The sequence below is a fragment of the Robiginitalea sp. genome (genome assembly GCF_049588695.1).
GTDB lineage: Bacteria > Bacteroidota > Bacteroidia > Flavobacteriales > Flavobacteriaceae > Robiginitalea.
Map to the genome: position 1 here is coordinate 1 of NZ_JBAVZJ010000060.1, position 6388 is coordinate 6388.

Annotated in this window: 9 protein-coding genes; all 9 read left to right on the top strand. The window is 42.1% G+C overall.

Annotation, left to right across the window (positions count from 1 at the left end; translation table 11 throughout):
- The first annotated feature begins 90 nt into the window (after positions 1 to 90).
- Positions 91 to 315 (top strand): hypothetical protein, encoded by a 225-nt coding sequence (locus WBV75_RS01200; RefSeq protein ID WP_424118838.1) that lies wholly within the window; start codon positions 91 to 93, stop codon positions 313 to 315.
- 168 nt (positions 316 to 483) lie between these two features.
- On the top strand, positions 484 to 1230 hold the full coding sequence (locus WBV75_RS01205; RefSeq protein WP_424118839.1) for a lysostaphin resistance A-like protein: 747 nt from the start codon (positions 484 to 486) through the stop codon (positions 1228 to 1230).
- 35 nt (positions 1231 to 1265) lie between these two features.
- A complete protein-coding gene (locus WBV75_RS01210; protein ID WP_424118840.1) occupies positions 1266 to 1763 on the top strand; it encodes a hypothetical protein in 498 nt (165 codons plus the stop codon).
- Positions 1764 to 2564, top strand: a complete 801-nt coding sequence (locus WBV75_RS01215) for a tetratricopeptide repeat protein (RefSeq protein ID WP_424118841.1) — start codon at positions 1764 to 1766, stop codon at positions 2562 to 2564.
- Between the two features lie 152 nt (positions 2565 to 2716).
- Positions 2717 to 3256, top strand: coding sequence for a dihydrofolate reductase family protein (locus WBV75_RS01220; RefSeq protein ID WP_424118842.1), 540 nt, complete (start codon positions 2717 to 2719; stop codon positions 3254 to 3256).
- Between the two features lie 35 nt (positions 3257 to 3291).
- A complete protein-coding gene (locus WBV75_RS01225; RefSeq protein WP_424118843.1) occupies positions 3292 to 3498 on the top strand; it encodes a DUF6090 family protein in 207 nt (68 codons plus the stop codon).
- Positions 3499 to 3737: 239 nt separating this feature from the next.
- The gene (locus WBV75_RS01230; RefSeq protein WP_424118844.1) at positions 3738 to 5072 is read left to right on the top strand and encodes an alpha/beta fold hydrolase; all 1335 of its coding nucleotides are present in this window, start codon (positions 3738 to 3740) and stop codon (positions 5070 to 5072) included.
- Positions 5073 to 5099: 27 nt separating this feature from the next.
- A complete protein-coding gene (locus tag WBV75_RS01235) occupies positions 5100 to 5753 on the top strand; it encodes a hypothetical protein (protein WP_424118845.1) in 654 nt (217 codons plus the stop codon).
- Between the two features lie 158 nt (positions 5754 to 5911).
- Positions 5912 to 6388: MBL fold metallo-hydrolase (locus WBV75_RS01240; RefSeq protein WP_424118846.1), on the top strand; the 477-nt coding region annotated here is incomplete at its 3' end.

Sequence of the window (6388 nt, forward strand, 5' to 3'; positions counted from 1 at the left end):
ATGAAGGATTGGAGATTATTGAGCATATTGATTCTGAATTAAAAGATCAATAACGCTGCTAAAAGAGGGACAAAATAAACAAATCGATATATGGAAAAAGTAGGGCTAATCGTTCTGGCGATCGTAATTTTCTCAATACTGGGTATTATTTTTTATATGAGTATGAAAGGTTATGTCAGTGAAGCCTATGGTAAAAAGTGGTTAACCCTATGGGGTAATAAGCTCTATTTCTGGCAAAGTCTCATCTTTATCAGCATAGCAGGTACGGTCTTGATTCTATATCTTTTAAAATGGGCTAATGTGCTGACGTTTTAGGGATCGCTACACCTATTATTAATGATTGGAATTAGAGCACGAATACGATGTCCTTGAAAAAGTCCGCAATGACACCATTACAGTAACCATTGGAGGGCAAGTATTTGAGTTCCTGAATCCGGAGATTGAGTTAGACTAAAAACACTTTCGGATCATAGTTAAATTAGAATGACTGAAAAGGAACTAAAACCCTTTTGGAACAAATACTTCCTATTCGACTGGAAGTTTGGGCTTTTCCTGATTGGAATCGTCTGTATCCCACGGTTTATTTTGGTTCTACAGGCGAATCAAACCGGCAATTATGGCCCGATAGGAGCTGTCATGTTGGTATCCGCACTGGTCCCCTTTGTTTTTTTAAGCCGGTACGGAAGGCGCGCCATTGGAATTAGACCCACCCGGAGGTTAAGAACATTGCTCCTATCGTTTATCCTTGGAGTTACCATTAGTTTCTTATTATACCTCATCGGGTATGAGCTTTACGACAGTTCTTCTCAAAACTGGTATCAGTATATTGGAAAGTCATACAACATACCGGAGGTCATATCCGCCAATGACAAATTGGTATTGTTTGCGATAATGGCAGGCACAGGAATGATTTTCAGTCCCATTGGTGAGGAATTGTTTTTCCGGGGTATTGTTCAGGGGAGTTTTGCCAAATCCATCGGTCAGAAAAAAGCCTCCCTTGTCGACAGCCTGGCTTTTTCCCTCACCCATATCGCCCATTTTGGGCTGGTATTTGTAAGCGGCAGTTGGAGATTTTACCCCATTCCAGCCCTTCTGTGGGTAATGGGGATGTTCCTTGTGAGCCTGTTCTTTTTCAAAATGAAACAACGCTCCGGCTCTTTACTCGGTGCCATTTTTGGACACGCAGGGTTTAATCTGGGAATGATTTGGTGTATCTTTTACCTGCCATAAGGATTGCTCTAAAAAACTAAAATCCTGAACACAATTTGAAACGCAAACTTAATATTTGGCTTGGAATTAGTTTTCTTATAGCCTTAACCCTGACGATCTGGCTAAACACGCAACTGGAAAAACAGGTTGGCGACATCGCCTATATAACCAGTGCGGATCCTGGAAATTCTGAACCCTGTAATCAAGATTTCATTTATCAATACTATCAGATCAATACGGATTATATCGGTGGAAAAAGGGCGATCAAAAGGGAACTGTCAGGTGTTTTTCCCATGAGCGGCCTTAATAAATCTGGCTTACTCACCGTTCGATTTGTGGTTAATTGCCAGGGTAAAACGGGTTGGTACCATTCTAAAATGATCAGCCCCGACTTAGAGGAAATGGACATATCCGATACCGATTTCACTCATCTGTATGGTGCTATTTCCGAGCTTAACCATTGGCTCCCCGGTCTTGCGGGGGAGGAACCTCAGGACAGCTACTTCCAAATTAGTTTCAAGTTAAAAAAGGGTGAAGTCCTCGATATTTTCTAAATGAAAGTATTCTTAAAAATTATGAAAATCGTATTGGCTATAGTCTTCACAGTCTATTCGCTTATAATTATTTATCTGCTATTTTTTGCGCCCAAAGAGCAAAGGTTTCAAATAGCAGGGAATATCCAAGGTGCCGGATTATCTCAGTCTATGTTTGAGGTTTTAAATTGGCAGCACCCGGAGTACTCCGATCCTTTTTTTGAACGTTCGGTAGCTTTTAACAAGCGGGGTGATTACCAAACCGGTTTTGCTTATTTAAACGAAGCGGTAAACTTAGAACCCAAAAAACATCTGGGATATAGAGGATATATGAAACTTCGTTTCTTGCGTGATTACGATGGAGCTCTCGCGGATTTCGACCGATTAGATGGTCTGACACCCAATGTGGTAGACGCACCATGGGGCGAAGATATTGACTTTATGCGGGGTGAAAGTCATTATGGAAATGAGGCCTATGCCAAAGCCCTTGAGAGTTTTAATCGAAGTATATCAACTCAGGGTGTTGAATGGGCAGATATTCAGTCATATGTCTATCAAGGACTTTGTCACTATCGAATGTCTGAATTTGAAAACGCCAAATCGTCATTTGAAAACGCGCTGGCGCAGTATGAGAAAACCCCGGAAGCTCACTTTGGTCTGGGTAAAACTTTCCTTAAACTGGGGGATACGGCAAATGCTATAAACTCCCTGAACCTTGCTAAAAAGAACATCGCTTTCAAAAGAGATGATCCCTACAAAGAGTTTATCAATGAGATCTATATAGAAGAAATCCAGAAGCTTTTAGATAGCCTCTCAGATTAACCGTTTTTTCTTTTTTTAAAAAGCTAATCCATGTGCGGCATGCTGAAACTTCCCTAAATTAGAGTTCCTAAATCCGCTCCGGAAGGTTTAGCACCTTCATTCGCCAGAATATAAACCAAGACCTGGCAACTGCAATGTCAAACCAAAGCCCAATGGAAAAAAAGAATAGTGTTTTTATTGCTATGAGTTTGGATGGTTATATCGCCGATAAAAACGGAGGACTTGACTGGCTGCAGTCCATACCCAATCCGGATAATGTAGATATGGGGTATGTAGATTTCACCAGTACCATTGATGCCCTGGTCTTGGGGCGAAAAACATTTGAAACGGTTTGCAGCTTTGATATGGACTGGCCCTACCAGAAACCCGTATTTGTGCTCAGCAATACCCTAAAAGAAATACCCAATAGCTATCAGGGAAAAGCGTTTTTGGTCCAGGGGACTTTGACTGAAATATTAGGCCATATCCACGACAAAGGCTTCCACAAGCTTTATATAGATGGGGGAACTACCATTCAAAATTTTCTGAAGGAGGACCTCATTGATGAACTCATCATAAGTACCATTCCTGTTTTATTGGGTGGCGGTTCTCCCTTATTCTCGGAGCTTCCCAACGAATTGAAATTTGAAATGACAGGTACAAGAACGTATTTGAACCAAATTACCCAGACCCATTACAAACGTCAAAAATGATTGGCAAAAATCCCGATATTATCAACCCTTAACCCATGATCAAATTCTTCCGACGCATCAGATTCGGCCTTATGGAGAAAAACAATACCGGAAAGTACATCAAATACGCTTTAGGCGAAATTGTCCTGGTGGTCATTGGAATCTTGATTGCCTTAAGCATTGATAATTGGAGTGAAAACGCAAAGAGGCTTAAACAGGAACAGGAGATCCTGGAATTATTGGACCGGGAAATAACGAATTGATAATTGTATGAAGGGCTATAACCGACTACAGGGGGTTACTGTGGGTTGGAATCCGTAAATTCCCAAAGGAGTAAAAATCACGAAAAGGAAGAATGAATAAGTTACAATGTTTAATCGTTTTATTATCCCTGTCCTCCTTATGTTTTTCTCAGGCTAATCAAGCGTTTGAGCCGGTTTTTAAAGTATCCAAAAAGACCACTCATAAAATTCCCAAGGGACAGAAATTTACTTTTGGTTATTTGGAAGTCCTTGAAAACCGTAATGACAAGGGTAGCCAAACCATTGAAATCCCTGTTTATATATTCAAGAGCAGGAACCCCAACCCGAAGCCGGATCCGATCATTTATACCGTTGGGGGGCCAGGTTCTACTACCATGCCTTCCGCACAGTACATGAATTACTATAAATATTTAGACGACAGGGATTTTATATTAGTGGAGCAGAGAGGAAACTTTTATGCTAAACCCCATTTAGATTGCCCGGAATGGGCTAAGGCACTACACACCGCTAACCTTCCTGGTTTTGATTCAGACGATACTGACGCACTTCTGGCAGAAGCCGCAAAGGGTTGCAGGGACAGATTGATCAAAAAAGGAATTGACCTCAATGCATACAATACCAATGAAATTGCTGCGGATATCAATGACCTGGTGGGCGTTTTAGGGATTGAGCAGTACAACCTCCTTACGATCTCCTACAGTACAAAAATCGCCCAGGTATTACTCCGGGATTACCCGGATCGCATACGAAGTGTAGTTATGGATTCGCCCCTTCCCCTGCAGGTAAATTATGATGAAGAAAGCGTGGAAAACCTTTTGGAATCTGTGGACAAATTGCTTGGGGATTGTGAGGCGGACATGGATTGTAATCGGGCGTATCCCAATATCAAAAACCGGTTTCACGAGTACCTGATAAATAAGACCAAATCCCCCCTGGAAGTCCGTATTGACAATCCTGCGAATGGGAAAGCAGAAAAAGTCCATTTGACAGGAGCCGATTTAATAACGGTTTTTACCGCCGCTTCCACAGGGGATGTTGTGAATGTACCCTTCGAAATCAATAAACTGCTCAATGGGGATTTGGCTTCGGTAAAAGAACAACTCTCGAATGTATTTCAGGAACCGGGTAGCGGCGCAGGCCTGGGTATGCGTCTTTCGGTCTGGTGCGCTGAGGAATACCCCTTCAATTCGCAGAAAATCATACAGGCAGAAACCTCAAAATATCCCCAAGTCGAGGGTTTGTCACCTGCTGTTTTCGAAGATGAAGTCTGTAAAATATGGGGTGTTAGAAAAGTGTCAGACCGCGAAAACGAAGCTGTTAAAAGCAATGTGCCCGTACTGCTGATAAATGGGGAATACGACAATGAAACACCCGTAAAATGGGCAGCTTCAATGATGGCCAACCTGCCCAACAGTTATCATATGATTTTTCAGGGTTGGAAGCATACCCCTACCACTAATTGGGGCAATACATGTGCCATGCAAGCGGCAAATGATTTTTTTAACAACCCTGGTGCTAATCCAAATCCGGAATGCTTTGGAGAAATAAAAAGCCCCGACTTTAAAACGGAATAATACTTTCACAGTATCATGACCGAGACTATGAAGAGATTCCTTTTCAATTTAATGGTCATTGCCTTAATGGGGTTTGCTCACGTCACTTTTGCGCAAAACGAAACCTCTTACCCTCGTAATTCCGAAATGCGCTATTTCGATGAGAATAACCAACCCATTTCACAAGAGGTTTTTGATCAAAAAAAATGGGATCATGGGCTTCTGGACCTAGAAGGTGATTCCATAAATCATATGATTCTTGTGCATCGTGTAAACAGGGGTACTATTGAAGATAGGTTAGCTCTGGACTCCGTACTTTTCCTGGCAACAAAACAGGAAATAGACCCGCACAAACCTCTTATAATCATCTATTATCCAGGCAAGGATCGCTGTAATTCCAGTGGTATGGCGACCCGAAAATCCACCAGACGCTGGTATGAGATTTTGGAAAAAAGAACGAATAATAAGGCTGCCTCCAATTTTGTGTACCTCTACAAGGATAGTACGGGCCTTTACGGTCGGAATGATGGGTACAAGTCCTGGCACAAAGATCACAGACGGATCATTGAAAACATGTTTTTTAAAAGGCATTATCCCTGCTACAGCTTTGTGGTGATTTCAGAAAAAGGAGAATACCTCAGCTATTTCGGAGAATTTCCAAAAGATCTTATCTGGGAAGCCGTTGAAGCGTTGACCGACTAAAGTCGCTTTCTTATTCCCCTTGGCCCCCATTGACCAATCCCTTATTGAAAATCCTTACATTTATTGGAAATCCTTTTACCCCGGGGAACTTCAATGAAAATTCCTTAATGAAATTCTACAGCTCGTATAGGTTGTTAGCATTTAAAACTAAACGTCATATGATACTAAAAAGGCCTATAATACTCTTACTCGCAATTCTCCTGAACGGCCCATTCCTGATGAGCCAGCAGGAAAGAAAACCGGTTTTGACCTTAAAGGTAACCACCCTGTCTACCATGCTGGTCAACGGAAAAGGTGTAGGGGAATGGGGATACTCGGCATTAGTTGAAGTGGATGGCAGGAAAATACTTTTTGATACCGGGGCCAGGCCGGAGACCGTTTTGCAAAATGCCATTGAAATGGGTATTGATCTCTCCGATGTAGAGGACGTCTTTCTCAGCCACAACCATTGGGACCACACCGGCGGGCTGCATACGCTGAGAAATGAGTTGAAAAAACGCAACCCCAATGCTCTCAAACGAGTCCATGTAGGCGCGGGAATCTTTAACAAACGGGTGAATTCTGAAAATACACTATTGGCCACAAAAGCGTCATTGGAAGCGGACAATGTTGAGTTTATAGTTTATTCAGAGCAA